The following is a 25,059-nucleotide window of genomic DNA, read 5'->3' as shown; positions in this document are numbered from 1 at the left end:
CTGTCTCAGCGTTCGCAGTGTCCGTCTACAAAGGTCGACGATCTCGCCCAATCGTCGGGGCCTGCGGGGTCACGTACGCAAGATCGGTGAGTCAAGATCTTTAGCTGTACCGATCAACGCGTAGCTTCCTCGCCTGCTCCATGCGGGAGGCAGCGCGACGAGACTGCCGGGAGACCCCTCAACGTGATCAACAAGTTCGCCGGACGCTGTGGTAAGTGTGGACAGTGGGTGGCAGCCGGAGCCGGGCAGGCTCTCAGGCTCGGCGGCCGCTGGAATTCGTTCCACCACGATTGCGCGCCGATCCAGGCCGCGCCGCCGGTGGGGAATCACCGAGGGTGGCACGACATGCCTGTCGTCGGTTTCGACATCGAGGGCACTGACGGCGAGCCACAGGACACGCGGATCGTGTCCGCAGCCTTGGTCTACGCCGACGGCACGGCCAAGACCTGGCTGATCAATCCGGGGGTGCCGATTCCGGCGGACGCCATCGCCATCCACGGCATCACCGACGAGCTGGTGCGCGACGCCGGGGCGGCACCCCGTGAGGCGTTGGCCGAGCTCAGCACCGAGATCGCCAAGCTGATCGTGAACGGCACACCGCTCGTCGCCTTCTGCGCTCACTACGACGTCACGGCGCTCCACACCGAGTTGGCCCGGCACGGTCTGCCGGCGGTGGAATGGGAGCGGGCCAGCATCATAGATCCGTCGATCCTGCACCGGGAGGTTGAGCCCGACTGGTCCGGAGGGTGGCGGCTGGGCGACCTCTCTAGGTACTACGAGGTCGAGTTGACGAACGCCCATGATGCCGCGAGCGACGCGCGGGCGGCTGCCGAATTGGCGGTATCAATCGCGACCCGCCATGAGCGGATCGCCCGGATGCGACCCGATGATCTCCACCAGGCGCAGGTCACCTGGTTCGCCGAGCAGAAGCGCGAGCTGCAGGCCTTCTTTGACAGGCAGGGGCGAGACGAGAAGGTGAGCCTGGAGTGGCCGTTGGAGACCAGGCGGCGCCGGTAGGCGCTGCGACACCTCCGAGAACAGCGGCCGTCGGTGATGTCGCTCAGCGCCCGATCGCGACTGCCGTGAAGTGGTAGTTGCCGGGGCCGACTGACTTGTCGAGGGCGCGGATGATCCGGTCGGGGTTGTCGTACGGGCCTTGCTGGAAGTAGGGCTTGCCGCCCAGACCGAACGTGATCAGGCTCGGCGGGTCCCACGTTCCGAGGTGGGGTGCGCTGCTGTAGAAGTCGCGATGCGGGTCGAAGCCGAGGCCGTGGGCGTAGTCGACGGCCCCGAAGACCAGGTGTCGGGCGAGGTCGATGGGTGCCTTGACCGCCCCGGATTCGTAAGCCTGGAAGAAGTCGCCGAGGAAGTACGGCAGCTCGTCCAGGTCGGTCGTCGTAGGCGGCACGGCGTTCTTGACACCGAGGCAGTAAGTGTCGACCAGGAACCCGCAGGTGGTCACGGCGTCGCCGTCGGCGCGGGCGACCGCGACGCTGACCAGGCCTGCTCCCATCGCCATCGGTGGAAGTGCTTCATCGTCGATCCAGTCGGCGGGCCGCTCCGTGATAGTCAGGCCGTTGCTCCACTGACGGCTGATCCAACAGCCCACGAGCGGGAGTTCCGAGGGGTGAACGCGGCCTGGTCGCGTAACGGCCACACCACGGACGAGTTTGGTGGCCACGGCACGGGTGACGCCGAGCTCCCGGGCGATCTGTTTGGGCGTCCTGCCGGCTGCCCGGAGCGCCTGTGCCTGTGCCTTCAGCTCGTTCGATTCCACCGGGCCATCTTGATGCGCCCCCGCCGGGCGTCAACGCCGGCACGCGGTTGCGGGGTGTCGCCGATGCTCGCGGTCAACCCAGAACTTGATGTACTGCCGGACTGCTCGGCCGCTGCCTTGCAGGGTGATGGCGGCCTCCACCAGCCGCTGTTTGCCCTGCTCGGCTCGGTTGATGGCTCGGCAGCCGGGATCGGGAGACGACAAAGGGATGCCGCTTCGGCAACCGGACGGCATCCCTTCGAGTAGGAGGTGTCAGCGGCCGAGCGTCTCCTGCTTGACGCTGGCGACGAAGGTCGACCAGGCGGTCGGGCCGAACGTCAGCACCGGGCCGGTCGGGTCCTTGCTGTCACGCAGCCCGACCTTGCCCGCCAGGTTGTCGGCGACCTCGACGCAGTCGCCGGAGCCGTTGCTGCGGGTGCTCTTGCGCCAGGTCACCGGGGCCTGGTTGACCTCTTCCACCCGCGCCGCCCTCTCATAGCTCGTCGATCGCCCCCTGGATCAGGTCGCGCGACTTGCGAGCGCTGGTCGCCGTGGCGACCAGGTGCTCGAAGACGCGGCTGTACTCCCTGACCTGTTGGCCCTCGAGATAGAGGCTACCCGCGCGGGTTTCGACGTAGACGACCCCCGGATCGGCCGGCTCCGGGAAGGTCAGCACGCTGAAAGCGCTGCCCATCGACCCGTACTCGCCTGCGCCGAAGGTCAGGATCTGGATGGTGCGGCCCGGCCGGTCCGCCTCCTCGACCAGCCGCCCCAACTGCGCCTTGAACGCCTCGGTGCCACCGACCGGTCGCCGCAGGATCGCCTCGTCCAGCACTACCCAGAGCTTCGGGGGCGTGTCGGTGTTCTGTCGGCGCATTCGCAGCTCCACCCGCCGATCCACCTCGCCGCCCGGGGCGTCCGGATGCTCGGCACGGATGACCGCGCGGGCGTAGTCGGCTGTCTGAAGCAGGCCCGGGATCAGTTGCGGCTGGAAGGCGCGGATCTCCGACGCCTCCGCCTCCAGTCCGACGTAGACCTCGAACCAGTCGGGCAGCACGTCGTCGTACGCCTGCCACCAGCCGCGCTTGCGGGCGTCGCGGGCGACCTGGACCAGCGCGTCCACCTCTTCGCCCTCGACGCCGTACAGCTCAAGGAGGCCACGGGCGACCGGCGGCATGACGGAGACCTGGGCGTTCTCGATGCGGCTGATCGCCGACTTTGAGATGCCCACCTCCTTGGCGGCCTGGTCGGCGGTCATGCCGGTCTGCTCGCGGAGGCGACGAAGCGCGGCAGCCAGGCGTCGACGTCGGACGGTCGGACTTCCAGTCATGCCCGTCAGTGTGACGGAACGAGACAGGCTCCGCAACGAACCACTCCCAGATCGGGAGTTGCATAAAGGGTGCGGTTCGCTGCACGATGAGTGAGGCCACGAATCGCCTGAGTCACGAACAGTGCTCGCCTTTCGGGCTACTCGACTGGCCCTGCTTCCGTACTGCTGATTGAAGGCTGCGGTGGCAGGTGCCGGGGTGGGTCCGTCGGTGCGCGGCGGGCCGATGGGCCCGCCCTTCCACAGGTCAATCTCGACGGTGAGAGGCAGGTCCTGTCATGCGCGTCTTCTTCCGGCGTGCCCGGCGTCGTCAGCGGTCGGTCAGCGGGCCGACCTGCTACCGCTCGGCGGCCTACCATCCGCTGCGCCCCTGGCAGGTGCGCGAGCGAGGCTTCCGGCCGACCCCGTTCGGGCGGCGTGGGCTCGACCCGCAGGAGGTGCGGGAGTTCCTCGACCGGATCGCCGGTGACCTGGCCGTCGTCTACGACGCGCTCGCGCAGAGCCGCCGGGAGACCGACCGGGTCAAGGACGCGCTGCGCCGCTGGCAGTCCGAGCAGGCCCGGGCCCGCAACGAGCGGGGGTACGACCGGTGACCGAGCGCTGGGTCATCCACCTGCCGGTGGTCGCGAACGACCTGCTCTCCGCCCAGCGCCTCGCCCGGGTGGTGGCGCACTGGACCCACGTCCTGCCGCAGACCGACCCGGGCGGCACCACCGTCTCGGCGGAGGACGACCAGGACGTACGCCACTGGGTCTTCTGCGACCGGATCATGCCCGGCGGCCCGCGGTGCCTGCTCCGGTCCGACCACGACGGCGCGTGTTCCCGGCGGTTCCGCTGGCGGTGACCGGCCGGGCCGGTCACCGCCGCGGCGCTCGCGGTGTACGAGGCCAGCATCAGCGGTCCGAAGGACGGTAGCTTCGCCTACGGGTACTACGTAGAAAAGAGCACTTCTCGTAGTCGGGCGCGAGGCCTGTTGATCTGTCTGAAACGAGCCATGCCCGCGCTGCCATACGCGGCCGGTACGGTTGCGAACCGCTTGTGCCCGGTATGCCGCGCCCCTCCGGGCACGACACCCGGGCATGAACGTCCGCGCCGGCGGTACGGCTCCCTACCAGGCTCGGTTACGCGGAGGCGGCGGTCAGCGCCGAGACCTCCGCCTCCGTCAGCGCGAGGTCAGCGACCGCGAGCAGTGCCGGCAGTTGCTCGACGGTCCGCGCGCTCGCGATCGGCGCTACGACGGTCGGCTGAGCGAGGAGCCAGGCGAGCGCCACGGTGGCCATCTCGGCACCCCGCGCGGTGGCGATCTCGTCGAGTGCTGCGAGGACCTTTTGCCCCCGTTCCGACTTCAGGTACTCCGAGGCGCCCTGCGCCCGTACGCTGTTCACCGTCGCGCCCGGCCGGTACTTGCCGGTCAGGAAGCCGGAGGCGAGCGAGTAGTAGGGAACGACTCCGAGGCCGTGCCGCGCGGCCGTCGTCTCCAGGTCCCCCTCGTACGTATCGCGCGAGACCAGGTTGTAGTGCGGCTGCAGAGCCACGTAGCGGGCGAGGTTCTGGCTGTCGGAGAAGGCGAGGGAGGCCTCGAGTCGCTCGGGGCTGATGTTGGAGGCGGCGATTGCTCGGACCTTTCCCTCCTTCACCAGTTGGTCGAGCGTGGTGATGATCTCCTCGACCGGCAGGGTGGGGTCGTCGTAGTGGGTGTAGTACAGGTCGATGTAGTCAGTGCGCAGGCGGCGCAACGACTCCTCGACCCCGCCCTTGATGGTCGTGGCGGCCAGCCCCTTGTACGTCGGGTGGGCGCCGACCTTTGTGGCGATGATCATGGAATCGCGGTTGCCGCGTGCCGAGAGCCAGTTCCCAATGATGGCCTCGGACTCGCCGCCCTGGTTGCCGGGCACCCAGGCCGAGTACATGTCAGCGGTGTCGATGAAGTTGCCGCCCGCGGCGGCGTACGCGTCGAGCACGGCAACTGACTGCGCCTCGTCGGCCGACCAGCCGAAGACGTTGCCGCCGAGCGCGAGCGGGAAGACCTCGAGGTCTGACGAGCCGAGCTTACGAAGATCAACCATGTCTGGCACCAACATGCGTCACACGCCGTCCATTCCTACCTGGGAAAACATGTGAAAGACCTCATGTCGTGGTGGTGGCGAGGTCCACGCCGACGCCGCAGGCTGGTCGCCGCCGCTCTACTCGAAGCCGAAGAACTGGCCGAGTGCGACGCCGCGCAGTTGCGGCAGCCCTCGCAATAGGCGCTGATCATTACCACGCCAGCCCGGGACTGGGGACCTGCGGCGACGACGCCTTAGGGTCGCCGGTGACGCCAGCGTCACGGGGAGCGGTTGCGAGGCGTGAGATGACCCTGCTGCGGGACGTGATCGAGATCCCGACCTCGGTCGGGGACGGGGACTTCGTCGTCCGCGCCGCCGAGGGCGCCGACCTGCGCCGGTACGTCGTCACCGACCAGCTCCGGGACAACTTCGCCGAGGCGCTGCGCCGGATCGGCCACGCCGTCACCACCGGCCGCTCCCGGGCGAATGCCACGTTGACCGCCACGCTGGGCGAAGTCGTCGATCCGGTGGAGCGTTTCGACGGCAACAGCATCCGACTACGGGAAGATGTCACACCTGCGACCTGGCGGGCACTCACCGCGGACGCGGCCACCCGACTGTGCCTGCCTGAGGTCAATGACAAGGCCCTGGACGGTCTCAAGTTCGGCGCGGCCCTGCCGAAACGGTCGGCCGCAGCGACGCTCGCGGCGCGCCTGGCCGACCTGGACGGCGCTGCCGTGGTGCTGGACGAACCTGTGCGGTTCGTCGTCCTTTAGTAGTGAATGCGCTAGTTCCTTCGTGAGGATCGGCGATGGCCGCTCAGCGGCGGGGGGCCTCGCTGGCGATCGTCGCCTCGCGGGGCAGTGCCGCCGCGCGCAGCGCCCAGTCCAGGGCGTAGTCGGCGACCGCCTCCCAGCCGGGCGCCCCGACGGTGAAGTGCGACCGGTCGGGGAACTCCTCGTACGCGGTGAGCGCCCGGGACTTCTGATAGAGGCCGGCGTTGGTACGGACCACCGACGCCGGCACCACGTGGTCCTCCCCGCCCGCCATCAACAGCAGCGGCGCGCGGTCGTCGCGTCCCGTGTCGACGCGGGCGGGTGAGCGCGGGTCGAGGTTGGCGAACGCGCCTTCGAAGAACACCCGACCGGCGCCGGGGACCGCATAGCGCTGCCAGGCCCGGTCGGAGTCCTCGCGGCTGAGCGTGTTGCCGAACGTGTAGGCGAAGTCGTCCGGGGTGAACGGGACGGCCCTGTTCCGGTTGGCGGGGCTGCGCAGGATTGGGAAGCCGGAGCGCAGCTGGCTCAGCGGCACCTTGAGCACCCCCTTGATCGCTGCCGGATGCACCCCCACCACCGCCGCGCCGAGGCCCCGGTCGGCGAGGACCTGGGCGAACAGGCCTCCGAACGAGTGCCCCATGATGATCGGCGGTTGGGGGAGCGCCCGGATGATCCGGTCGTAGTGGGCGATGATCGTGGCCATGCTCTGCTGCGCGATCGGGGTGGGGTCGTCGCGCAACTGCTCCACGGACCGGTCCATCCCGGGCCAGGCGGGGGCGATGACGTGCATGCCGCGCTCGGTGAACCGCTCGACCCACCCCTGCCAGCTGCGCGGGGTCATCCAGAGTCCGTGGATCAGCACGACCGTGTCGACCCGGCCCTGCGGCGTGGCACCCATCGCGTCCTCCCGGTGTCGCTGTCCGGCCCGGCGGTTACCCGCTGCCGCGCTGGCAATGCCTGCCGGTGGGCTCGGACCGGGCGGAGCGCAAGAGCCAGGGGCGGTGGCGGACCTGTCGGAAGGCGATATGACGCAGAGGTATATCTATGACTCTGAGTCATATCGCTCTGGGCCGTATCTCCTGCCATGGCCGTCACACTCCGTGTCCAGCCAGGCGTGCCACATCGACCCGCCGGCGGGCCGTCCCTGACAAATGTCACGGCCGGAACGTGACGGCCGCTCCGGGAGCCGACGTCCGCGACGCCGGAGCATCTATTGCATGACCAGTACGCATCCGGCCGTCGAGCTGAACGGCCTCACCAAGACCTTCGGTACGGTCACCGCGGTCGACGGGCTGAGCCTGCGGGTGCAGCCCGGCGAGGTGGTGGCGTTCCTCGGCCCCAACGGGGCGGGCAAGACCACCACCATCGACATGCTGCTCGGCCTGGCCCGCCCGGACGCGGGCACGGTCCGCGTCCTGGGCGGCACCGCCGACGACGCGGTGGCCCGGGGTCGGGTCGCCGCCGTACTCCAGACCGGCGGGCTGCTCAAGGACCTCACCGTGGGCGAGACCGTGCGGATGACCGCCCACTTCTACCGGCACACCCGCCCCGCCGCCGAGGTGCTGGAGCGCGCCGGCATCGCCGACATCGCCGACCGGATCGTGAGCCGGTGCTCGGGCGGTCAGCAGCAGCGGCTGCGTTTCGCGCTGGCCCTGCTGCCGGACCCGGACCTGATGGTGCTCGACGAGCCGACCACGGGGATGGACGTCGAGGGCCGCCGGGACTTCTGGCAGGCCCTGCGCCGCGACGCCCGCGACGGCAGGACGGTCATCTTCGCCACCCACTACCTGGACGAGGCGGACGCGTACGCCGACCGGATCGTGCTGGTCCGGCAGGGACGGATCGTCGCCGACGGCACCACCGCGGAGATCAAGAACCTGGCCGCCGGCCGTACGGTCCGGGCCACCCTGCCCGGCGCGGACCAGGCGGCGCTCGCCGCGCTGCCCGGTGTGGACGCCGTGGAGGTACGCGGCGACAGCGTGCTGGTGCGTACCGGGGACTCGGACGCGATCGCCCGTCACCTGCTCACCCGGACCGCCGCCCGGGACGTGGAGATCACCTCCCGCAACCTCGAGGACGCCTTCCTCGCCCTGACCACCGAGCGCATCGGAGCCTGAGATGTCCACCCTGCCGGCCACCCCCGCCGCCACCCGCACCGACCGACCCGACCGACCCACCCAGCCCGACCGCCGGCTGCCCGCAATGGGTGGCTTCGCCCCGGCCGTCCTCGGCATCGAACTGCGGCGGGTGCTGCGCAATCGCCGCACCCTCGCCTTCACGCTGATCATGCCGGCTGTCTTCTTCCTCATCTTCGGCCTGCCGCAGCGGGGGCAGACCCTGGACAACGGCCGACCCGTGACGGCGTACGTCATGATCAGCCTCGCCGTGTACGCGGCGATGGTGGCGACCACAAGCGCGGGCGGCGCGGTGGCCACCGAGCGGGCGTTGGGCTGGAGCCGGCAGCTGCGGCTCACCCCGTTGCGCCCGACCGCCTACGTGGCGACGAAGGTGGCCACGGCGATGACCCTCGGCCTGATGGCTGTCGTCATCGAGTTCGTGGTGGGCGCCGCGGCCGGCGTCCGCCTCCCGCTGGACGTCTGGCTGCTGTCCGGGCTCGCCGCGTGGCTCGGCTCGCTGGTCTTCGCCGCGTTCGGTCTGTTCATCGGCTACCTGGTGCCGGCCGAGAACGTCATGCAGTTCATCGGGCCGATCCTGGCCGTGCTGGCCATGTTCGGCGGGCTGTTCGTGCCGGTCGAGGTGCTGCCGCACGTGCTCCAGCAGGCCGCGAAGTTCACCCCGGTGTACGGCATGGGTGAGCTGGCCCGCGCCCCGCTGACCGGCGACGGGGTGAGCATGGCCGGGGTGGCCAACATGGTCTTCTGGACCGTGGCCTTCGGCGTCGGCGCGGCCCGGCTGTTCCGCCGGGACACCGCTCGGGTCTGACCGCCGCGACCGCTAGCGTGGAGCCGATGGACCTCCCGACGGGGCAGCCCCAGCCGATGAACCGCCAGTGGCGGTACATCGGCTGGCTGCTGGCCGCCGTGTGGCTGTTCTTCCTCAACATTCCGATCTCCACCGCGTTGCAGCAGCCGGAGCCGTGGCGGCGGGTCGTCGGGGTGACCGCCCTGGTCGTCTTCGGTCTGGGCTACGTGCTGCTGTTCCAGTGGGCCCGCCGGCTGCGCCAGCTGCTGCTGCCGATCCCGGCGGGGCGCGCGCGGCTGGGCCTGCTGGCGCTGCTCGCGGTGGGCCTGGTCAGCATCCCGGGCACCGGCGGCGACTGGCTGGCGACCCTGGTCTACGTGGCCGCGGCCGGGGTGTTCCTGCTGCCGCCGTGGGAGGCGTTGGTCACCGTGGCGCTCTGCGCCGTGACTCCCGCGTTGGCGTCCTGGCTGGTGCCGGGCTGGGAGGCGGAGCACGGCATCGTCTTCGCGGTGCTGCTCGCCTCGTTCGCCATGTTCGGCGTGTCCCGGTTGGCCCAGCGCAACAGCGAGTTGCAGGCCGCGCAGCAGGAGATCGGCCGGCTCGCGGTCGCCGAGGAGCGGGCCCGCGCCGCGCGCGACCTGCACGACATCCTCGGGCACTCGCTGACCGTGGTGGCGATCAAGGCCGAGCTGGCCGGGCGGCTGATCGAGGTCGACACCGTCCGGGCGGCCGCCGAGATCGCCGAGGTGGAGAGGCTGGCGCGGGCGGCGCTGGCCGACGTGCGGCAGACCGTCGGGGCGTACCGGGAGGTCACCCTCGCCGGGGAGCTGGCCGGCGCGCGGTCCGCCCTCGCCGCGGCGGGCATCGCGGCGGAGTTGCCGGCCGAGGTGCCGGAGCTGCCGAGGGAGTGGGACCGGCTGTTCGGGTGGACGGTACGCGAAGGGGTGACCAATGTGGTCCGGCACAGCGGCGCGCGGTGTTGCACGATCCGGGTGCGCCCGGACGGGGTCGAGGTGAGCGACGACGGCCGGGGGCCGTCCACGCCGGACGCCGGCGCCGCCGGGTACGGGCTGGTCGGTCTGCGGGAACGGGCCCGCCGGCTGGACGCCGTGGTGACAGTGGGCCGCGGGCGGGACGACGGCACCGGCTTCCTGCTGCGGGTGCACGCCCCGGTGGCGGCCCGGTGAGCGCGGCGGGTACGCCGATCCGGCTGCTGCTCGCCGACGACCAGGCGCTCGTCCGTGGTGCGTTGGCCGCGCTGCTGTCGCTGGAACCGGACCTGACTGTCGTGGCCGAGGTGGGCCGGGGCGACGAGGTGGTGCCCGAGGCCCTCCGGCACACGCCCGACGTGGCCCTGCTGGACGTGGAGATGCCCGGCCTGGACGGGATCGCCGCCACCGCCGCGCTGCGGGCGGCGCTGCCGGCCTGCCGGGTGCTGGTGGTGACCACGTTCGGTCGGCCCGGCTACCTGCGTCGCGCCATGGAGGCCGGCGCGAACGGCTTCGTGGTCAAGGACACCCCGGCCCGGCAGCTCGCCGACGCGGTCCGCCGGGTGCACGCCGGCCTGCGGGTGGTGGACCCGACGCTGGCCGCGGAGACCCTGGCCACCGGGGCGAGCCCGCTGACCGAGCGGGAGACCGAGGTGCTGCGGGCGGCGCGCGCCGGTGGCGCGGTCGCCGAGCTGGCGAAGGCGCTGCACCTGTCCGAGGGGACGGTGCGCAACCACCTCTCCGCGGCGATCGGCAAGACCGGCGCCCGCAACCGGGCCGCGGCCGTGCGCATCGCCGAGCAGAACGGCTGGCTCCTCGGCGACTGAGCGGCCCCGCTCAGGCGGTCGGCGGCGGGGTGGCGAGCCGGTCGACCACCACCAGGCTGCTGCCGGGTCGGACCTCGGCGAGCAGTTCCCGCTGGCCGCTGCGGTTGACCCGGATGCAGCCGTTGGTGGTGTTCTCGCCCAGTTCGTCGTCGTTGTACCAGGTGTGCAGGCCGATGTGCGCGCCGCGCAGCCCGGTGGGCACCGCCTCCGGGTCGTCGGGCACCGAGCCGAGGGCGTAGATGTCCACCCCGCCGTAGACCTCCCCGGGCGGTGGGGTGCGGCCCAGGACGAAGGTCCGCCCGAGCGGCGTCTCCTGCCCGGACTGGCCGAGACTCGTCTCCCAGGAGCGCACCGCCTTGCCGGACCGGTACCAGGTGAGCCGGTGCGCCTTGCGCTCGACCACGATCTGGTCGCGCAGCGCCACGGTGTCGAACCCGCCGGGCGCCAGCCAGGCGAGACGCCGGTTGGCCGAGGGCAGCAGGACGGCCGTCCAGCCGACCCGACGCTCGGCGATCGGCACGGTCAGCTCGACCCCGGCGAGCGTCGGTTCGAGGAAGGCCCGCGGCCGTCCGCCGGGCGCGTCGTACGCGGCGATCCGCCGGGTCGGGTGCACGCCCTCGGTCAGGGGCGTGACGTCCATCGTGGCCGGGTCGGCGGGAAAACCCTTGGGCGCGGGGTCGTAGTCGAGCACCGGCAGACTGGCCGGGGCGGGCGCGGCCGGCGGGACCGACTCCTCCGGGCTCTGCTCGATGCTGCTCGGCGTCGGGTCGGCTGCGGCCACGTTCTGCCTGTCGGGGGCCGTCGAGCGTGGGGTGAGAGCCTGGCCGACCAGCAGCGCGGCGGCAAGCAGCACGGGTACGGCGATGCCGGCGGCGATCCAGCCGGCACGGCGGCGGTACGGGGACATTCGGTCAAACGACACCAAACCACTTTATGGCGGTGGACGGTCCGGGGCCCCCGGTTCGGCGATACGCGCCGGCCGGAGGCCCCGGGGTCGGTCAGACCCGCGCGCCGATGTGGATGGCCACCGCGTCGTGCGCCGGCACGTTCGCGGCGAACCAGCCGTTACCGTCCACGGTGATCACCGGTCCGCTGCACGTGCCGCCCGCGTACGTGCCGTGGATGACGTCGCAGTACCGGCCGGCGGGCAGCCCGGTGTAGTACGAGCGACCGTTCACGGCGGAGTCCTCGTCGTTGAGCGTGACGAAGCCCTTGCCGCTGCGGCTGAACGCGATGTGGTTGTTGCCGTTGTCGTACCAGTTGGCCACGCCCGCGCCCTCGGTGGCGTTGCGGAAGCCGACCATGTTGGCGATCACCGGCCAGCGGTGCTCGCACTCCCAGCCGGAGTAGCAGGCGGTGTTCAGCGTCTTGTTGTTGCCGTCCGAGGGCGGGCCGGCGTCGCGGTTGCTGAAGGTGTAGCTGGACATGACGGTCGGCGAGCCGTACGGCCAGGCCAGCATGAAGGCGTTCGCGAGGGCGTAGATCCCCCGGTCGCGGTAGGTCAGCACCCCGCTGTTGTCCCGCTGGGTGTCGTGGTTGTCCACGAACACCGCGGCCGACCCGGTGGGCAGGTGACCCCAGCCCTCGCCGAAGTTGCTCAGGTACGCCAGCTTCTCCGAGCGGAAGACCCGGGCCAGGTCCTTGCCGTAGCGGAACTCGTGCACGTCACCGTTGCCGGTGTACTCGGTCGGCTGGACCGGCTCGCCCGCGCCGTAGATGACCTCCTGCACGATGTACGCCGAGCGGGACAGCTTGCTCTTGATCGCGGCGATGTCGGCGGCCGGCATGTGCTTGCTGGCGTCCAGCCGGAAGCCGTCGACGCCGAGGGAGAGCAGGTCGTTGAGGTACGACGCGATCTTCGTCCGGACGTAGTCCGACTCGGTCTTCAGGTCCGACAGGTTGACCAGCTCGCAGTTCTGCACCTCGTACCGGTCGTTGTAGTTGGCGATGTCGTCGCCGCCGTTGCGCCCGCAGTGGTGGAAGTCCTGGGTCTGGTAGATGCCCGGATAGTCGTAGTGCGAGTACGACGAGCCGGCCCAGCCGGTGCCGCCGTTGTCCTGGCCGGACATGTGGTTGATCACCGCGTCGACGAGCACCTTGACGCCGGCCGCGTGGCAGGTGTTCACCATCGACTGGAACTGGGCGCGGGTGCCCTTGCGGGACTCGATCCGGTAGCTGACCGGCTGGTACGCCATGTACCACTGGTTGCCCCGCACGTGCTCCTGCGGGGGCGAGACCTGGACGTAGCCGTAGCCCTTCGGGCCGAGCGTGCTCTGGCACTCGCTGGCCACCGACGGCCAGTTCCACTCGAAGAGCTGGACGATGACCTTCTTGGCGCCGGACGGGCTGGCGGCGGCCGGGGGCGCCGCCGCGGTGAGGGGGACGAGCAGGCTGGCGACCAGGCCGAGGGCGAGGATCGCCGAGCCGCGTCGACGTCGGTGCATCGGGACTCCTGACGGGAGCGGGGGTGGGGGTGGTGGTGCGGCGGGGGATCGCATCGGCTGCTCGAATCTTGCAACCCATGCTGAAATTTGCCGAAAGGTTACAAGCGTGTTGCAACGACTGTCAATGTATGGATGTCGATCACTGTCCACGGTGGCCGTTACACGCGTCCCGGCGTCGGTCGGTTCGATCCGGCCCAGAAATTTCCGTCCCCGGGTGATCCGCTCGCCCCGCCGGTCCGTACTGGATGGGGGAGCAGGGGTCGGCCGGTGGTGCGCCGCCGCGAGACGATCGAGGAGCAGATGGCCCGGGCAAAGCAGAACCAGAAGGCCACCGAGGTCCGGACCAGCACCAGCAGTCGGGGGGTGCGGACCAGGTCGCGCTCGGCGACGACGTTGCTGATCGCGTCCGCGCTGGCCGCGCTCTGGGCGGCGACCATGCTGACCGGCGCCGGCCAGACGGCGTACGCGTACGGCTTCTTCTTCACCGAGTTCTTCGCCGGGGTGATCGCCCTGGTGTCGTTGAGTCTCACCGTGATGCTGGGCCTGCTCGCCACCGACCGGCTGGTGCTGGGCATCTCGCACCGGGTGCTGATGCAGTCGGCGCACCGCGCCACCGGCGTCCTGGGCGTCGCCGGGCTGTTCTTCCACGTCCTCACCAAGATCGCTACCGGTCGCGCGGCGGCGACCGACTCGCTGGTGCCGTTCGTCGGCGGCCGGGGCCTCTACGTCGGCCTCGGCACGGTGGCGGCCCTGCTCATGGTCAGCGTGATCTGGACCGGCATCATCCGGGCCCGTTTCGCCGGCGTCGGTCCGAAGTGGCTGTGGCGCGCCCTGCACTCCGCCGCCTACCTCGCCTGGCCCTTCGCGATCGTGCACGGCCTCAACGCCGGTCGGGCCGCGAAGTCCTGGGTGGTGCTCAGCTACCTCGCCTGCATCCTGTTCGTCGTGCTGGCGCTGCTGGTTCGGCTCTCGGTCACCATCGGCCGGCGCAGCCGGGAGCAGCACCAGGCCGCCGTGCGCAACGCGGTGCTGGCCGGGCGGGCCACCGAGGAGGGCCGCGGGCGGTCGCTGCTGGCCGGCCTGAGCCGTCGCCGCGACGCCAGCGAGGACAAGCGCCCCGCCTGGGCGGAGGCGACCACCGCCACCTGGACGGCGCCGCCCGGCCCACGGCGGCGCGACCCCGAGCGGTTCACCGTTCCGGTGGTGCCCGAGCCCGGCTCGCTCGCCGAGCCGGCCCGGCCCAGTCGACGGCGGCGGGACGAGGCACCGGCGGCTCGGCAGGACGCCGACCGGCCGACGCGTGGACGGCGCGACGAGGCGGAGACCACGACCCGCCGGTCGAGCCGGCGCAGCGTCGAGGAGACCGGCACCCGCCTTCGCGACGAGGAGGAGTTGGAGCCGGTGACCGGGCGGCGCGCGTCGCGTACCCGTGACGAGGAGACCGCCCCGACCCGGCGCCGTCGCGCCGAGGAGCCGGCCGCCGAGCAGAGCAGCCGCCGGTCCCGCTCCGAGGACGAGGGCACCCGTTACTCGGCGCCGCCCCGACGGGCCGTCGAGGAGCCGGAGGAGCCGTGGGACAGCCCGCGCCGCTGGCAGGCCGGCGAGCCGATCTCCGCCGGCCCGGTCTCCGCCGAGCCGATCTCGGCCGGCCCGATCTCGGGTGGTCCGATCTCGGCGGCGCCGCGCAGCGGCAGCGGCCGGCACAGCGTCGAGGACGATCTGCCGGAGGAGCCGGACTACTGGCGCCCGCCGGCGCGGTACGTGCCCGAGGAGGTGCCGCCGCCCGTCGACGACACCCCGACCCTTGTCGACCTGGCGTCGCGGCGAGCCCGGCGGGCCGCCGGCGAGGGCCGGTCCGCCAAGCGCCGCAAGGCCAGCGCGGACGCCGTGGACGGGGCGTACTGGGCCGGGCTGCGGGGTGAGGCGAAGTGATGCGCACGACCGTGCCGCCGGTGGCCTGCGTCGGTGAGCCTCGGCTGACCGCCGGCTTCGCCGAGTTCGGCCGGCTCGACCTGGCCGCGCACGAGGAGGTGCACGGGCCGATCGGCCCGATGGAGCCGGCGCAGTTGCTCCGGCTCGTCGAGGGCATGCAGCTCAAGGGCAAGGGCGGGGCGGGCTTCCCGTTCGCCCGCAAGCTGCGCGCGGTGCTGGAGTCCTGCGAGCGGCAGGACCTCGCCGCGGTGGTGGTCGTCAACGCCAGCGAGGGGGAGCCGGCCAGCTGGAAGGACAAGGTGCTGCTCACCCGCGCCCCGCACCTGATCCTCGACGGCGCGGCGCTGGCCGCGTACGCGCTCGACGCCGAGGAGATCGTTCTCGGCGTGGCCGACGACGGTGTCGGCCGGGACTCGCTGATGGAGGCTCTCGCGGAGCGCCGGATGCCGGTGCGGACCACCATCGTCACCGTGCCGCATCGGTTCATCTCCGGCGAGGGCGGCGCGCTGGTCAACGGCATCAACGGGCTGCCGCACATCCCGCCGGGCACCAAGAAGCGCTCCAGCGACTCCGGCGTCGGCGGCCTGCCCACCCTGCTGTCCAACGCCGAGACGTACGCCCAGCTCGCCGTCGGCGCACGACTCGGCCCGTACGAGTACGCGGCGCTCGGCACCGACGACGAGCCGGGCACCGTGCTGCTCACCGTGACCGGCGCGGCGGCCCGTCCGGCGGTGGTGGAGTGCACGGCCGGCATGCCGCTGCGCGACGTTCTCGACCTGTGCGAGGTCCCGGACGTCCAGGGCATCCTGATGGGCGGCTACCACGGCAAGTGGATCACCCCGGAGGCGGCGGAGAAGGCCGAGGTCTCCCGCAAGGGCCTGGCCGCGGTCGGCGGCACCCTCGGCGCCGGCATCATCATCCCGATCGGCGTCGACACCTGCCCGCTCGGCGAGGCCGCCCAGGTGGTGCGCTACCTGGCCGGCGAGTCCGCCGGCCAGTGCGGCCCGTGCAAGATGGGCCTGCCGGACCTGGCCCGCGCGGTCGACCTGGCCGTGGCCGGCAGCCAACCGGCCGACGTGGTGCGGGCCGCCGCCGGCGACGTCAAGGGCCGCGGCGCGTGCAGCCACCCGGACGGCACGGCCCGGTTCGCCCTCTCCGCGATCGAGGTCTTCGCCGAGGACCTGCGGCTGCACAGCACCGGCGACGGCTGCGGCCGGCGGGTCAAGGGCGTCATGGGGCTGCCCGGCGCGCCCGACCCCAATCCGCAGATGCTCACCCTGGACTGGTCCCGCTGCGACGGGCACGGCCTCTGCGCGCACGTGGTGCCGGACTTCATCCGGCTGGACGGCAACGGCTATCCGGCGTTCCCGACCACTCCCGTGCCGACCTGGCTGCGCGAGGGCGCCCTGAAGGCCGTCAAGGTCTGCCCGGAACTCGCCCTGCGCCTCGCCAAGGCCGAGTAGGGAAAGGCACTGACCACCACACCTGTCGAACGGAGCTGCGGATGCGCAAGCCGATCGGGCGGACAGCGGCGGCGTACCCGCGCCGCGCCGCCATCGTGGGGGCGCTCGTCGCCACCCTGCTCGCCACGGCGTCCTGCACCGGCACGGTGCCGCCCGACGCTGCCGCCGCCGGGACCGCGCCGGCCCCGGCCAGCTCCCCGGCCACCCCGGCTGCCTCCGCGACCGGCTCGCCGTCGGCCGCGCCGGCCCCGGTCCAGGTCCAGGTCCCGGACGTCCTGCGCTTCAGCGGGACCACCCTCACCGGCAGCGCGTTCGACGCGACGCGACTGGCCGGCCGGCCGGTGGTGCTCTGGTTCTGGGCGCCGTGGTGCGCCACCTGCGCCAGCCAGGCGTGGACGGTGGCCGAGATCGCGCCGAAGTACCGGGACACCGTGCCGATCGTCGGCGTCGCCGGGCTCGGCGAGCAGCGGGACATGAAGAACTTCGTCAGCGAGTTCGACCTCGGCGACACGCCGCAGATCGACGACCGCAAGGGCGTGCTCTGGAAGCGGTTCAAGGTGACCGAGCAGAGCATCTTTGTGATCATCGACCGGGACGGCAAGGTCGTCCACCAGGGTTTCCTGGACGGTGAGGCGCTCAGCGCCCGGGTCGCCGCCCTGGCCGGGGCGTGACCGCCCCGCTGCTGCTCGCGCTGACCGCCGGCATGCTCGGCGCGGTCAACCCGTGCGGCTTCGCGTTGCTGCCCGCGTACCTCTCGCTGTTGGTCGCCGGAGCGTCGGACACCCGCGGCGCGGTCGGCCGCGCGCTCACCGCGGCGGCCGGGCTCACCCTGGGGTACGTGGTGGTCTTCGGCGCCTTCGGCCTGGCGCTCGCGCCGCTGGCCGGCTGGCTGCGTCCCCGGCTGCCGTGGCTGACCGTGGCGCTCGGACTGCTACTGGTGGTGGCCGGCTGCTGGCTGCTCGCCGGTCGACGGCTGCCCGCGCCCGGGTGGACCGCGCGGGCGCCCCGGCTGACCAGGTCCTGGCCGTCGATGGCGCTGTTCGGCGCGGTGTACGCGCTGGCGTCGCTCGGCTGCGCCATCGCACCGTTTCTCGCCATCGTGGTGACCAGCCTCCAGGCCGGCTCGACCGGCCGCGGGCTGGCCCTGTTCGGCGCGTACGCCCTCGGGATGGGTCTGGTGGTCGCGGTCGCCGCGCTCGGTGTGGCGCTGCTGCGCGACGGGCTGGTGGCCCGGCTGCGCGTCGCCGGCGCGCTGGTGCCCCGGCTCAGTGGCCTGGTGCTGCTGCTCGCGGGCGGGTACGTCGCCTGGTACGGCTGGTACGAGCTGCGGCTGGCCGCCGGCCGCCGCGACGCCCTGCGCGACCCGATCATCCGAGCGGCAACACAGTTCCAGCAAACCCTGTCGAACACCGTCGACACGCTAGGCCCGACACCACTCCTGGCCGCCCTGGCAGCCCTCCTCCTGGCGGTACCCCTGCTCAGGCGCCGCCGCCCTCCCAGCGTCGATCATGAAGTTGTTGCCGCGACACGCCGAGGCGGCGGGCAATAACTTCATGATCGACAGCGGGAGGCGGGGTTTAGCGCGGGGACAGGCGGTCTGTGCCCAGGCGGTCCTGGAGCACCTCGGGGACCAGGACTGAGCCGTCGGCCTGCTGGTACTGCTCCAGGATGGCCGGGAAGAGCCGGCTGGTGGCCAGCGCGGAGCCGTTGAGGGTGTGCACGAAGCGGGTCTGCTTGGCACCCGGCTCGCGGTAGCGGATGGCCGCCCGGCGGGCCTGGTAGTCGCCGGCCCAGGAGACCGACGACACCTCCTTGTACTTGCCGGTGCTCGGCATCCACACCTCGATGTCGAGGGTCTTCTTCATCGAGGCGCTCGCGTCACCCGCCGAGAGCAGCGTCCGCTGGTAGTGCAGACCCAGCCCCTCGACCAGGCTCTCGGCGTGGGCGAGCATCTCCTCCAGTGCCGCGTCCGCCTGCTCGGGCAGGGTGAACTGGAAGATCTCCACCTTGTTGAACTGGTGCCCGCGCACCGTGCCGCGCTCGTCCGAGTGCGACCCGGCCGACTCCCGCCGGTAGCAGGGCGTGTACGCGAACGCCTTCAGCGGCAGCTTCGTGGTCTCCAGGATCTCGTCCTGGTACGCGCCCAGGATCGCCGTCTCCGACGTGGGCAGCAGGAACTGCCCGCGCGGCGCGGAGTCGGCGTCCAGGTGGTAGACGTCGTCGTAGAACTTGGGGAACTGACCGGCGGCGAAACCGGCCGAGTCGAGCAGCAGGTGCGGCGGGAGCAAAAACTCGTAGCCGGCCCTGATGTGCTGGTCGACGAAGTAGTTGAGCAGCGCCCACTCCAGCCGCGCGCCGACCCCCGTGTAGATCCAGAAGCCGGAGCCGCCGAGCTTGACGCCGCGCTCATAGTCGACCAGACCCAGCGCGCGGGACAGCTCCACGTGGTCGCGGACCTTCTCGATCACCGGCGGCTCGCCGAAGGTCTTGACGACCCGGTTCGCCTCCTTGCCGCCGGGCAGGACGTCGTCGCTGGGCAGGTTCGGCAGCTCGCTCATCGCGTCGCGCAGCCGGGCCTGCACCTCGTCCAACTGGGACTCCAGCTCGGCGAGCTGCTTGCGCTCCGCCTCGGGCGCGGTGACCTGCGGCTCGGTGCCGGCGCGCTTCGCCTGCGCGTACGCACGGGCCTCCGCCTTGCGGCGCTGCCGCTCGGCGTCGATCTCCGTGATCAGGGCGCGCCGTTCCTGGTCGAGCCGCTGGATCTCGTCCAGGGCCCGATCGACCTCGGCGGGATCCAGACGCTTCGCCAGCGCGGTCGCCACCGCCTCGCGATCCTTCCGGATCAACTCCATGTCGAGCATGCTGCTCCGTACGCCTCCGTCCGGGGTTCACTGGTGAACCACCAGATGCTACCGTCGCGCACCTTCGCACCCGGGTACGGGGAGCGCGACAGGTTTTACAGCCGGATCGGCATCAGCACGGAGAAGGTGTCCTCGTCGTTCGGGCGGCGCACGGCCAGCGGGGCGATCGGCCCGTCCAGCTCCAGCACCAGCTGCGGGCCGCCGGCCGCGTCCAGCGCGTCGAGCAGGTACTCGCCGTTGACCCCGAACCGCAGCCCGCTCACCGGATCGGGCGCCGGGTCGGCCGCGGCCAGCTCGGTGGGGTGCAGCAGGCGCAGGCCGCCGGAGTCGTCGAGGCCGAGAACGGAGACCGCCAGCGGCGTGCCGGCGTACTCGCGGGCCAGCGTGGGAGCGGCCGGGTCGCGCAGTGCCGCGCGCAGCGCCACCACGTCCACCGGGATGCGGTACGCGGCCGGCCGCTCGCCGACCGCCTCGCGCAGCAGCCGACGGTAGTCCGGGAAGTCGTACGGCAGGGCGGTGCCCGTGAGCGTCCGACCGGCCACCGCCACCCGCAGGTCGACGCCGGCCACGGTCAGCCGCACCTCCCGGGCGTCGGCGGTGTCGAGCAGCCGGCGCAGCCGGTCGACGAGGTCCACCGGCACGAGCACCCGCGCGGGCGGTCCGTCGACGGCCGCACCGGCCCGGGCCAGCGCGAGCCGGTGCCGGTCGGTGGCGACCAGGCGCACACCGTCCGGCTCCACGTCGAGCAGCACCCCGGACAGCGCCGGCAGCTCCGGGTTGGCGCCGACGGCGAAGCGCACCGCGTCGAGGGCGGCGGCCAGCTCGGCGGGGGAGAGCAGCAGCGTGGTCACCGTCGTGGGCGCCGGGTCGACCAGGGCCCGGAGCCGGACGATCTCGCGGCGGGCGTCGGCCAGCCCGTCGGCCAGCCGGCGCAGGTGCGCGTCGAGCAGCCGGTGCACCTCGGCCGGCTCGGCGCGGACGGCGGCGGCGATCTCGGGCACCGGCATGCCGACCCGGCGCAGCCCCGCGACCAGCCGGGCCGGGCCGATCTGCTCGTCGGTGTACCAGCGGTAACCCGTCACCGGGTCGACCAGGGCCGGCGTCAGCACGCCCGCCGAGTCGTAGAAGCGCAGCGCGCTGACGGTCAGGCCGCTGGCCCGGGCCAACTCGCCGATGCTGTGCAGGTCGCTCACCACGTCGGGCATCCTGCCCCCTCGACCTGGTCGAGGGTCAAGCCGCCGGCTCCGCGTCCCGCTGCGCCGTCGGCGTGGCATCGTCCCGCTTGAGCACCCGGAAGGTGAGCCCGGCCCGGACCAGCCGGTCCAGCAGCGCGTCACCCATCGCCGCGACCGGGGTGAGCTGGCCGGCGGTCGGCGGCAGGTCGTCGAACGCCAGGCACAGCGCCGACTCGGCGAGCATCTTCGCCGTCTCGTCGTAGCCCGGGTCGCCCCCCGCGACCTCGGTGACCACGCGCTTCCCGCCGCCGGTGCCGACGAACCGGACCCGGAACCAGGACGCCGCCCGCTGCTGCGGGGTCGGGCCCTGCCCGGAGGCGAGCCGCCCGAGCAGCCAACGTCGGGTGGGCGGCACCTTCACCAGGCCGACCAGCGCGCCGAGCCCCACCGCGCTGACCAGCACGGTCGGCAGCCGCTTCACGGCGGCGAAGTGCCGGTAGCGAAAGTCCGGGCCGTACTCCGGGCGGCTGGCAGCCGTTCGGCGGATCACCTGCGGGTCGATGGTGGGCAGCGGCACGGTCCAGATGCCCAGCTCCGCCGAGCGGGCCAGCCGGCCGGGCACCGCCCGGACGCGGCGGTCGGTGGGGCGCGGCTCGACCGCCCGGCGGGCCCGGGCGGCCCGGCTGGCCTCCCCGGTCCGGGCGAACGCGGTGAGCGCGGAATGGTACGTCCCGGCGGAGAACCGGCCACCGGCGCGTACGTAGCCGTCCACGGTGATCGGAACGCCGGCGGGCAGCTGCTTGACGGTGAACCAGACGCCCAGATCGTGGGGGATGGAGTCGAACCCGCAGGCGTGCACCAGCCGGGCGCCGCTGGCGGTCGCCTCGGCGTGGTGGCGGACGTACATCAGGTCGACGAACTCCGACTCCCCGGTGATGTCCAGGTAGTCGGTGCCGGCTCGGGCGCAGGCCGCGACCAGTGGCTGCCCGTGGTGGACGTACGGGCCGACGGTGCTGGCGACCACCCGGGCGCTCTCCGCCACGGCGCGCAGCGACCCGGCGTCGGTCACGTCGGCGGTGAGCAGCGGCAGGTCGGCCAGCGTGGGGTCGATCGCGGCGAGCCGGCCGCGCACGGCGGCGAGGCGATCGGGGTTGCGCCCGGCCAGCGCCCACCGCAACCCGGGCGGCGCGTGCCGGGCCAGGTACTCGGCCGTCAGCCCCCCGGTGAAGCCGGTCGCCCCGAACAGCACCACGTCGTACGCCCGCTCCCCAGCCATCCCCCGAGTCTGCCACCCGCCATCGCCCAGCGCCGATCGGAGGGCGCGGTCACGGCGTGAACACGGCCCGGACGCAGCCGTCGGCGCGGTCGGCGAACAGCGCGTACCCGCGGAGGCCGTCCTCCAGCGGCAGCCGGTGGGTGGCCAGGTGCTCGGTACGCAGCTCGTCGCGGGCCATCCGGTGCAGCAGCATCGGCACGTCGCGCAGGTCCGGCCGGCGTGCCCCCCGCACCGTGAGCCGCTTGTCGGTCACCGCGCCCAGCGCGAACGCGTCCACGTGCCCCTGGGCCCCGCCGAGCACCACCACCACGCCGTCCTTGCGGCAGGCGTGCACCGCCTCGCGCACCGCGTCCGGGCGGTCGACGTCCCGGCCGGCCAACCGATCGACGACCGACCGCGTCGGGGGTACGCCCACCGCGACCACGCACACGTCCGGGCCGCGTCCACCGCTGCGCTCCCGCAGCTCCGCCGCGACGTCGGTACGGCGGTAGTCCAGCGGCTCCGCCCCGGCGTGCCGCTCGGCCATCCGCAGCCGCTCCTCGTGCCGGTCGACGACGAGCACCCGGGCGGCGCCGCGCAGCGTCGCGGCGCGAGCGGTCAACTGACCCACCGCCCCGGCGCCCCACACCGCCACCACATCGCCGGGTCGCACCTCGCCCAGCTCGGCCGCCAGCCAGCCGGTCGGCGCCGCGTCGGCGGCGAACAGCGCCCGGTCGTCGCCGACCGCGTCCGGCACCCGGAACGCGCCCACGTCGGCGTACGGCACCCGGACGTACTCGGCATGGCCGCCCGCGAAGCCACCCGCCGCCCGGGGCCGGCCGAAGCAGCCGGCGTCCGAACGCCCCCGGTCCGGATCGACGCTCGCCACGTCGGTGCCGCCGTTGTCGCAGCAGGAGTGCCGGCCCCGGCGGCAGTACCAGCAGCCGCCGCACGCGACACTCGCGCCGACCACCACCCGGTCGCCGATCCGGTGTCGCCGGACCGCCGGGCCGGCCTCGACCACCTCGCCCAGGAACTCCGTCCCCAGCACGTCACCGGCACGCAGCAGCGGGTCCCGACCGGCCAGCAGCGGCAGGTCGGCGCCGCTGGTGGCGCTGCGGCGGACGCGGACGATGACGTCCCGCTCGTTGCGCAGCTCCGGGTCGGGCACCTCGCGTACCGCCAGCTCGTCGGCGGCCACCCAGCACAGCGCCCTCACCCGCGGGCCGTCCGGCGGTCCAGCGCCGAGCGGTCCGCGCGCAGCACCTCGCCGGCCTCCACGCGCTGCTTGACCTGGCGCAGTGTCCGGCGGACCAGCAGCTGCGGGTCGTCGCCGACCAGATGCGCGGCCAGGCCGGGCGCCGCGGCGGCGCCGGCCACCGGGCGGGCGGCCAACTCGGTGCCCCGGTCACCCGGCGCCGGCCGCACCCGCACCTCGACCGTGCCGTCCAGGTCGCGCAACGGCTCCGGCCACCGGCCGCCGGGAAGGACCTGGTCCGCGGGTCGGTCGACGGTCACGACCTCCCACCCGGCCGCCGTGGTCCGGTGGCGGTCCGCGCCGAGCCGGCCGCGCCGCCGGGGTACGCGCAGCAGCCGCGCCGCCCCGGCCCGCGCACCAGTGCCGACTGCGGATCTCGCCCGCGCCAGCCGTCTGATCGGTCCCATCCGTCCTCCCGGTCCACGTCTCCCGATCGTCGGTCGCGCCGGGGTGAAGCGGGCTCGCCCGGAAGGGGTGAACAGGTTCGGGCCGGGTAACCGCTCGCCGACCGGGGGTGGAACGCGTCGTGGGGGTGGGGCCGGGTGCCGGAACAGCAGGATCACGCGCGAGTCGGCACGGCACCGCGACGCCGGGGGGAGCAGCCGGCGCTGCTGGCGTCGCGGCTGACCCCGACCGTGCCGCCCGAGCCGGTGGTGGCCCGGCCCCGCCTGCTGCGCCGGCTCGACGAGGGCAGCGCCGGGCCGGTCACCCTGGTGGCCGCGCCCGCCGGCTGGGGCAAGACCACCCTGCTCGCCTCCTGGGTCCGGCTGACCGAGCCCGGGTCGATGTCCGGGCCGGCGTGGGTCTCGGTGGAGGCCGGCGACGACGGCGACCGGCTCTGGGCGTACCTGGCGGCGGCGCTGCGCACGGCCACCGGGGCGGCGGACGACGACCTGGTGACGCCGCTGCCCACCGGCCCGCCGCGCCCGGACCAACTGGAACTGCTGGCGGCCGGGCTCGCCGCCGCGGAGCAGCCCGTGCTGCTGGTCCTGGACGACCTGCACCGGATCACCGACCCGGCGGCGCTGACCGGGCTGGAGTTCCTGCTGCGGCACTCCGAGCAGCGGCTGCGCCTGGTGGTCGGTGCGCGGGCCGGGCTGCCGCTGGCCCTGCACCGGCTGCGCCTCGCCGGCGAGCTCACCGAGATCGGCCCGGACGAGTTGGCCTTCACCGACGACGAGGTGGCCGACCTGCTGACCGCGCACGCCGCACCACTGCCGGCGGCCGCGGTGCGCCGGCTGCGCGAGCGCACCGGGGGTTGGCCGGCCGCGCTGCGGATCGCCGCGCTGGCGTTGCGGGGGCAGCCCGACCCCGAGCGCTGGGTGGGGCAGTTCGGCGGCGACCAACCGGAGGTCGCCGGCTATCTGCACGAGGAGGTGCTGGCCGCCATCGACCCGGCCGACCGGGACCTGCTGCGCCGTACGGCCCTCGCCGAGACCGTCTGCGCCGATTTGGCCGAGGCGTTGACCGGCCGCGTGGACGCCGAGCAGGCGCTGGCCGACCTGGCCGGGGCCGGCGGCCTGTTGCACCGGGAGGAGACCCGCCCGCCCTGGTACCGCTGCGACCCGCTGCTCGCCGACCTGCTCCGCGCCGAGCTGGCCCGGATGCCCGCTGACGAGGTGCGGGAGCTGCACGCGCGAGCGGCCGACTGGTACGCCGGCGCCGGCCGCCCGGCCGACGGGCTGCGGCACGCCCTCGCCGGCGGCCGGTGGGGCCTGGCCGGCGACCTGTTCGTCGCGCACTGGCCGGAGCTGACCCGCTACGACCGCGACCCGGTCAGTGGGCCGCCGCCGTCCCCGCCGCCGGAGGTGGTGCACGCCGACCCGGAGGTGGCTCTGGCCTGTGCCGCCGAGCGCGCCTACGCCGGTGATCTGCCCGCCGCCGCCGGCCATCTGCGCACGGCCGCCGGGCACGCCAGCGCGCTGCCCGTGCCGCGGCGGGACCGGTTCCTGCGGTTGACCACCGCGCTGGAGCTGACCCTGGCCCGGCTCGCCGGTGACCCGCCGCAGGCGCGTGCCGCCGCCGCCCG

26 protein-coding genes are annotated in these 25,059 nt (G+C 73.1%); 14 read left to right on the top strand and 12 right to left on the bottom strand.

The features are described 5' to 3' along the window. Positions 1-183: 183 nt before the first annotated feature. Positions 184-1,017 carry an exonuclease domain-containing protein gene (locus ABZU46_RS10930; protein WP_354856263.1) on the top strand — a complete coding sequence of 278 codons (834 nt, stop codon included), beginning with the start codon at positions 184-186 and terminating at the stop codon, positions 1,015-1,017. A gap of 43 nt (positions 1,018-1,060) precedes the next feature. Here the strand turns inward: ABZU46_RS10930 and ABZU46_RS10925 are convergent, their stop codons facing one another. Then, positions 1,061-1,519, bottom strand: coding sequence for a hypothetical protein (locus tag ABZU46_RS10925; protein WP_354856262.1), 459 nt, complete (start codon positions 1,517-1,519; stop codon positions 1,061-1,063). A gap of 321 nt (positions 1,520-1,840) precedes the next feature. On the opposite strand from ABZU46_RS10925, the gene ABZU46_RS10920 reads away from it, so the two are divergent. Continuing rightward, complete coding sequence (locus ABZU46_RS10920) at positions 1,841-2,023, top strand: hypothetical protein (RefSeq protein WP_354856261.1); 183 nt, start codon at positions 1,841-1,843, stop codon at positions 2,021-2,023. Between the two features lie 6 nt (positions 2,024-2,029). Here ABZU46_RS10920 and ABZU46_RS10915 read toward each other — a convergent pair whose 3' ends face one another. Together ABZU46_RS10915 and ABZU46_RS10910 are read right to left on the bottom strand one after the other, a co-directional pair. Then, a complete protein-coding gene (locus ABZU46_RS10915; protein ID WP_354856260.1) occupies positions 2,030-2,236 on the bottom strand; it encodes a DUF397 domain-containing protein in 207 nt (68 codons plus the stop codon). A 13-nt stretch (positions 2,237-2,249) separates the two neighbouring features. Beyond that, complete coding sequence (locus ABZU46_RS10910; RefSeq protein ID WP_354856259.1) at positions 2,250-3,086, bottom strand: helix-turn-helix transcriptional regulator; 837 nt, start codon at positions 3,084-3,086, stop codon at positions 2,250-2,252. Positions 3,087-3,361: 275 nt separating this feature from the next. Between ABZU46_RS10910 and ABZU46_RS10905 the strand changes: the two genes are divergently transcribed. Beyond that, positions 3,362-3,676 (top strand): DivIVA domain-containing protein, encoded by a 315-nt coding sequence (locus ABZU46_RS10905; protein WP_354856258.1) that lies wholly within the window; start codon positions 3,362-3,364, stop codon positions 3,674-3,676. Next, entirely contained in the window at positions 3,673-3,927 is a 255-nt protein-coding gene (locus tag ABZU46_RS10900; protein WP_354856257.1) for a hypothetical protein, read from the top strand. Before ABZU46_RS10905 ends, ABZU46_RS10900 begins: the two co-directional genes overlap by 4 nt. Before the next feature lie 277 nt (positions 3,928-4,204). On the opposite strand, the gene ABZU46_RS10895 is transcribed toward ABZU46_RS10900, so the two are convergent. Beyond that, entirely contained in the window at positions 4,205-5,149 is a 945-nt protein-coding gene (locus tag ABZU46_RS10895) for an aldo/keto reductase (RefSeq protein WP_354856256.1), read from the bottom strand. A 284-nt stretch (positions 5,150-5,433) separates the two neighbouring features. Between ABZU46_RS10895 and ABZU46_RS10890 the strand changes: the two genes are divergently transcribed. Then, complete coding sequence (locus ABZU46_RS10890) at positions 5,434-5,904, top strand: hypothetical protein (RefSeq protein ID WP_354856255.1); 471 nt, start codon at positions 5,434-5,436, stop codon at positions 5,902-5,904. 43 nt (positions 5,905-5,947) lie between these two features. On the opposite strand, the gene ABZU46_RS10885 is transcribed toward ABZU46_RS10890, so the two are convergent. Continuing rightward, positions 5,948-6,802: an alpha/beta fold hydrolase gene (locus tag ABZU46_RS10885; RefSeq protein ID WP_354856254.1), complete on the bottom strand. Its 855-nt coding sequence runs from the start codon at positions 6,800-6,802 to the stop codon at positions 5,948-5,950. Positions 6,803-7,121: 319 nt separating this feature from the next. Between ABZU46_RS10885 and ABZU46_RS10880 the strand changes: the two genes are divergently transcribed. The 4 genes from ABZU46_RS10880 to ABZU46_RS10865 are packed head-to-tail and all read left to right on the top strand — an operon-like array spanning position 7,122 to position 10,642. Next, positions 7,122-8,021: an ABC transporter ATP-binding protein gene (locus ABZU46_RS10880; protein WP_354856253.1), complete on the top strand. Its 900-nt coding sequence runs from the start codon at positions 7,122-7,124 to the stop codon at positions 8,019-8,021. A gap of 1 nt (position 8,022) precedes the next feature. Then, on the top strand, positions 8,023-8,847 hold the full coding sequence (locus ABZU46_RS10875; RefSeq protein ID WP_354856252.1) for an ABC transporter permease: 825 nt from the start codon (positions 8,023-8,025) through the stop codon (positions 8,845-8,847). A gap of 26 nt (positions 8,848-8,873) precedes the next feature. Beyond that, positions 8,874-10,013, top strand: coding sequence for a histidine kinase (locus ABZU46_RS10870; RefSeq protein WP_354856250.1), 1,140 nt, complete (start codon positions 8,874-8,876; stop codon positions 10,011-10,013). Further along, positions 10,010-10,642 carry a response regulator transcription factor gene (locus ABZU46_RS10865; RefSeq protein WP_354856249.1) on the top strand — a complete coding sequence of 211 codons (633 nt, stop codon included), beginning with the start codon at positions 10,010-10,012 and terminating at the stop codon, positions 10,640-10,642. The genes ABZU46_RS10870 and ABZU46_RS10865 overlap by 4 nt, the downstream gene beginning before the upstream one ends. Before the next feature lie 10 nt (positions 10,643-10,652). Here ABZU46_RS10865 and ABZU46_RS10860 read toward each other — a convergent pair whose 3' ends face one another. Together ABZU46_RS10860 and ABZU46_RS10855 are read right to left on the bottom strand one after the other, a co-directional pair. Next, complete coding sequence (locus ABZU46_RS10860; RefSeq protein WP_354856247.1) at positions 10,653-11,564, bottom strand: L,D-transpeptidase; 912 nt, start codon at positions 11,562-11,564, stop codon at positions 10,653-10,655. 76 nt (positions 11,565-11,640) lie between these two features. Further along, positions 11,641-13,086 carry an alpha-amylase family protein gene (locus ABZU46_RS10855; RefSeq protein ID WP_354856246.1) on the bottom strand — a complete coding sequence of 482 codons (1,446 nt, stop codon included), beginning with the start codon at positions 13,084-13,086 and terminating at the stop codon, positions 11,641-11,643. Between the two features lie 267 nt (positions 13,087-13,353). Here ABZU46_RS10855 and ABZU46_RS10850 point away from each other — a divergent pair, with 267 nt between their 5' ends. Genes ABZU46_RS10850 through ABZU46_RS10835 form a run of 4 tightly spaced genes read left to right on the top strand, consistent with a single transcriptional unit; the run spans position 13,354 to position 18,030 of the window. Further along, positions 13,354-15,018: a hypothetical protein gene (locus tag ABZU46_RS10850; protein WP_354856245.1), complete on the top strand. Its 1,665-nt coding sequence runs from the start codon at positions 13,354-13,356 to the stop codon at positions 15,016-15,018. After that, complete coding sequence (locus tag ABZU46_RS10845) at positions 15,018-16,481, top strand: NADH-ubiquinone oxidoreductase-F iron-sulfur binding region domain-containing protein (RefSeq protein ID WP_354856244.1); 1,464 nt, start codon at positions 15,018-15,020, stop codon at positions 16,479-16,481. The genes ABZU46_RS10850 and ABZU46_RS10845 overlap by 1 nt, the downstream gene beginning before the upstream one ends. Positions 16,482-16,522: 41 nt before the next feature. Next, entirely contained in the window at positions 16,523-17,152 is a 630-nt protein-coding gene (locus tag ABZU46_RS10840) for a thioredoxin-like domain-containing protein (protein ID WP_354856243.1), read from the top strand. Continuing rightward, positions 17,149-18,030 (top strand): cytochrome c biogenesis CcdA family protein, encoded by an 882-nt coding sequence (locus ABZU46_RS10835; RefSeq protein ID WP_354856242.1) that lies wholly within the window; start codon positions 17,149-17,151, stop codon positions 18,028-18,030. The genes ABZU46_RS10840 and ABZU46_RS10835 overlap by 4 nt, the downstream gene beginning before the upstream one ends. A 28-nt stretch (positions 18,031-18,058) precedes the next feature. On the opposite strand, the gene serS is transcribed toward ABZU46_RS10835, so the two are convergent. The 5 genes from serS to ABZU46_RS10810 form a co-directional block, all read right to left on the bottom strand. Beyond that, the gene (serS, locus tag ABZU46_RS10830) at positions 18,059-19,342 is read right to left on the bottom strand and encodes a serine--tRNA ligase (protein ID WP_354856241.1); all 1,284 of its coding nucleotides are present in this window, start codon (positions 19,340-19,342) and stop codon (positions 18,059-18,061) included. A 95-nt stretch (positions 19,343-19,437) separates the two neighbouring features. Then, the gene (locus ABZU46_RS10825; protein ID WP_354856240.1) at positions 19,438-20,547 is read right to left on the bottom strand and encodes a MerR family transcriptional regulator; all 1,110 of its coding nucleotides are present in this window, start codon (positions 20,545-20,547) and stop codon (positions 19,438-19,440) included. Between the two features lie 25 nt (positions 20,548-20,572). Further along, entirely contained in the window at positions 20,573-21,793 is a 1,221-nt protein-coding gene (locus ABZU46_RS10820) for a saccharopine dehydrogenase NADP-binding domain-containing protein (RefSeq protein ID WP_354856239.1), read from the bottom strand. 49 nt (positions 21,794-21,842) lie between these two features. Further along, positions 21,843-22,991, bottom strand: coding sequence for an alcohol dehydrogenase catalytic domain-containing protein (locus ABZU46_RS10815; RefSeq protein ID WP_354856238.1), 1,149 nt, complete (start codon positions 22,989-22,991; stop codon positions 21,843-21,845). After that, positions 22,988-23,437 (bottom strand): hypothetical protein, encoded by a 450-nt coding sequence (locus tag ABZU46_RS10810; RefSeq protein WP_354856237.1) that lies wholly within the window; start codon positions 23,435-23,437, stop codon positions 22,988-22,990. The genes ABZU46_RS10815 and ABZU46_RS10810 overlap by 4 nt, the downstream gene beginning before the upstream one ends. A gap of 201 nt (positions 23,438-23,638) precedes the next feature. Here ABZU46_RS10810 and ABZU46_RS10805 point away from each other — a divergent pair. Then, a partial coding sequence (locus tag ABZU46_RS10805) for an AAA family ATPase (RefSeq protein ID WP_354856330.1) occupies positions 23,639-25,059 on the top strand: 1,421 nt, incomplete at its 3' end.

This window comes from Micromonospora sp. NPDC005197 (genome assembly GCF_040608295.1).
Taxonomy (GTDB): domain Bacteria; phylum Actinomycetota; class Actinomycetes; order Mycobacteriales; family Micromonosporaceae; genus Micromonospora.
Note: the sequence above shows the minus strand (reverse complement) of the source record. Positions and strands in the feature narration are given on the sequence as shown.

Excerpts from the sequence above, each read along its gene's own strand:
- ABZU46_RS10925 (WP_354856262.1), bottom strand. The coding sequence starts at position 1,519 with ATGGCGATGGGAGCAGGCCTGGTCAGCGTCGCGGTCGCCCGCGCCGAC.
- ABZU46_RS10920 (WP_354856261.1), top strand. The coding sequence starts at position 1,841 with ATGCTCGCGGTCAACCCAGAACTTGATGTACTGCCGGACTGCTCGGCC.
- ABZU46_RS10910 (WP_354856259.1), bottom strand. The coding sequence starts at position 3,086 with ATGACTGGAAGTCCGACCGTCCGACGTCGACGCCTGGCTGCCGCGCTT.
- ABZU46_RS10905 (WP_354856258.1), top strand. The coding sequence starts at position 3,362 with ATGCGCGTCTTCTTCCGGCGTGCCCGGCGTCGTCAGCGGTCGGTCAGC.
- ABZU46_RS10895 (WP_354856256.1), bottom strand. The coding sequence starts at position 5,149 with ATGGTTGATCTTCGTAAGCTCGGCTCGTCAGACCTCGAGGTCTTCCCG.
- ABZU46_RS10890 (WP_354856255.1), top strand. The coding sequence starts at position 5,434 with ATGACCCTGCTGCGGGACGTGATCGAGATCCCGACCTCGGTCGGGGAC.
- ABZU46_RS10885 (WP_354856254.1), bottom strand. The coding sequence starts at position 6,802 with ATGGGTGCCACGCCGCAGGGCCGGGTCGACACGGTCGTGCTGATCCAC.
- ABZU46_RS10880 (WP_354856253.1), top strand. The coding sequence starts at position 7,122 with ATGACCAGTACGCATCCGGCCGTCGAGCTGAACGGCCTCACCAAGACC.
- ABZU46_RS10875 (WP_354856252.1), top strand. The coding sequence starts at position 8,023 with ATGTCCACCCTGCCGGCCACCCCCGCCGCCACCCGCACCGACCGACCC.
- ABZU46_RS10870 (WP_354856250.1), top strand. The coding sequence starts at position 8,874 with ATGGACCTCCCGACGGGGCAGCCCCAGCCGATGAACCGCCAGTGGCGG.
- ABZU46_RS10855 (WP_354856246.1), bottom strand. The coding sequence starts at position 13,086 with ATGCACCGACGTCGACGCGGCTCGGCGATCCTCGCCCTCGGCCTGGTC.
- ABZU46_RS10845 (WP_354856244.1), top strand. The coding sequence starts at position 15,018 with ATGCGCACGACCGTGCCGCCGGTGGCCTGCGTCGGTGAGCCTCGGCTG.
- ABZU46_RS10840 (WP_354856243.1), top strand. The coding sequence starts at position 16,523 with ATGCGCAAGCCGATCGGGCGGACAGCGGCGGCGTACCCGCGCCGCGCC.
- serS (WP_354856241.1), bottom strand. The coding sequence starts at position 19,342 with ATGCTCGACATGGAGTTGATCCGGAAGGATCGCGAGGCGGTGGCGACC.
- ABZU46_RS10825 (WP_354856240.1), bottom strand. The coding sequence starts at position 20,547 with ATGCCCGACGTGGTGAGCGACCTGCACAGCATCGGCGAGTTGGCCCGG.
- ABZU46_RS10820 (WP_354856239.1), bottom strand. The coding sequence starts at position 21,793 with ATGGCTGGGGAGCGGGCGTACGACGTGGTGCTGTTCGGGGCGACCGGC.
- ABZU46_RS10810 (WP_354856237.1), bottom strand. The coding sequence starts at position 23,437 with ATGGGACCGATCAGACGGCTGGCGCGGGCGAGATCCGCAGTCGGCACT.